Source organism: Haloferax sp. KTX1, assembly GCF_902410085.1.
GTDB lineage: Archaea > Halobacteriota > Halobacteria > Halobacteriales > Haloferacaceae > Haloferax > Haloferax massiliensis.
This window is the reverse complement of the sequence record NZ_CABPRH010000253.1, coordinates 1-422: the sequence shown is the minus strand read 5'-3', so window position 1 is coordinate 422 and position 422 is coordinate 1. Positions and strand designations below refer to the sequence as shown.

General features: G+C 58.8%; 1 protein-coding gene. It reads left to right on the top strand.

All coding sequences use genetic code 11. The annotated features are described in order from the left end of the window. Positions 1 to 188: hypothetical protein (locus FY251_RS22925; RefSeq protein WP_222847912.1), on the top strand; the 188-nt coding region annotated here is incomplete at its 5' end. Between the last annotated feature and the right edge of the window lie 234 nt (positions 189 to 422).

The following is a 422-nucleotide window of genomic DNA, read 5'->3' as shown; positions in this document are numbered from 1 at the left end:
TAGAACGCCCGGTCGAACTCGGACCACTCCGTCTCCTCCTCGTTACGGGTGACGACGCCGTACATACACGCTGGTACGGCGGTTCGCCGGGTAAGAGTTCGGAAAGCGACGGCGCTGTCGCTGACAGCGCAGAGACCGAGAGAATACTGCCGGCCATCGGGATACCCCACCCCATACGACGCCGTTGAGGACCAGTAGGCAGGGCGGCCGACAGTAGATTCAGAGGGCGATACAGTCGATTCGCGCAGCCTTACCGCTTGACGTAGTACGCGAGGGCAAGTGCCATGACCGCGACGAGGGCGATGACTTTCTTTGACATCGTTTCAATAAACGAACACCGATTATAAAGAACTACCGCCGTGCTAATCGTCAGCACTCCCCTCTGTATCAGCGGGCATATCGGCGTCAGAGCCGGGGATATC